Origin of the sequence: Arthrobacter sp. SO5 (genome assembly GCF_020532805.1) — a bacterium.
Taxonomy (GTDB): domain Bacteria; phylum Actinomycetota; class Actinomycetes; order Actinomycetales; family Micrococcaceae; genus Arthrobacter.
In genome coordinates this window covers 12,158-13,313 of the sequence record NZ_MQTQ01000104.1, presented here as the reverse complement: position 1 = coordinate 13,313, position 1,156 = coordinate 12,158, and the positions used below count along the sequence as shown (strand labels likewise).

General features: G+C 69.0%; 1 protein-coding gene. It reads left to right on the top strand.

The features are described 5' to 3' along the window. On the top strand, window positions 1-1,038 hold a 1,038-nt coding region (locus BJG92_RS17875; RefSeq protein ID WP_232085322.1), incomplete at its 5' end, for an NAD(P)-dependent alcohol dehydrogenase. Window positions 1,039-1,156 lie beyond the last annotated feature (118 nt).

The window sequence follows — 1,156 nt, the reverse complement described above, 5'->3', positions numbered from 1 at the left end:
GGAAACGAACAGCGATCGAATGCCGGAGCGCCCCTGGTGCCGGAGGCGAGTCCGGCCGGGGCGGCAACGATGCGGGCCTCCGTCCAGCACCGCTACGGCCCGCCCTCAGTGCTCGAATCGTCCGAGGTCGGGCTACCGCTACCCGGTCGAGGCGATGTGCTCGTCCAAGTGGGCGCGGCCTCGGTACACCCTGGCGACTACTTCGTCATGACCGGTGAGCCGTACGTGGTGCGCCTGGCGTACGGACTCCGCCGGCCGAGCCACGGTATCCCTGGCAGGGACCTCGCCGGCGTGGTGGCAGCGGTCGGGAAGGACGTCGCCGCTCTCCGCCCCGGCGACGAGGTGTTCGGCTGGAGCACCGCTGGAACGCTCGCGGAGTACGCCTGCGTCCCGGCGGACAACCTCGTGTCCGTGCCCGCCAACCTGTCGGTCGTGGACGCGGCAGCGGTGCCCACGTCGGCCATGACGGCATTGCAGGCATTGCGCGAGATCGCGAACGTTCAACCGGGCCAGACGGTGCTGGTCACGGGCGCGTCAGGCGGCGTGGGCTCCTTCGCCGTACAGATCGCCAAGGCGTTTGGCGCCGAGGTGACGGGTGTGTGCAGCACCCGCAACGTCGACTTGGTCCGGTCACTCGGTGCCGACCACGTCATCGACTACACGAGGGCCGACTTCACCCGCACCGAGAAGCGCTACGACGTCATCCTCGACAACGTGGAAGCCCAGCCCCTGGCGGATGTCCGCCGAGCGCTGACGCCCACCGGCACCCTCATCCCCAACAGCGGACGCGCAGGCCGCTGGCTCGGCCCCCTCGGTCGGATCGTCAAAGCGCGCGTGCTATCCGGGTTCACCCGTCAGCAGCTGAAGCCCTTCCTGTCGGTCGAGAAGCGCCAGGACCTGCTCACCCTGGCCGACCTCCTCGCGACCGGGCAGATCACGCCCGTCATCGACCGCACCCACCCCCTCGACAAAGCAGCCGACGCCCTCCGCTACGTCGGGGCCGGCCACACCCGAGGGAAGGTCGTGATCACCATCTGACGACCGGACCGACGAGAACGACCCAACCCGTACGTATGCACGCCCGAACCTGCCGCCACTCCGGCGGACGGACCGCTCCTCTTGAAAGACGAACCGATGACCATCCGAACGAAAACCC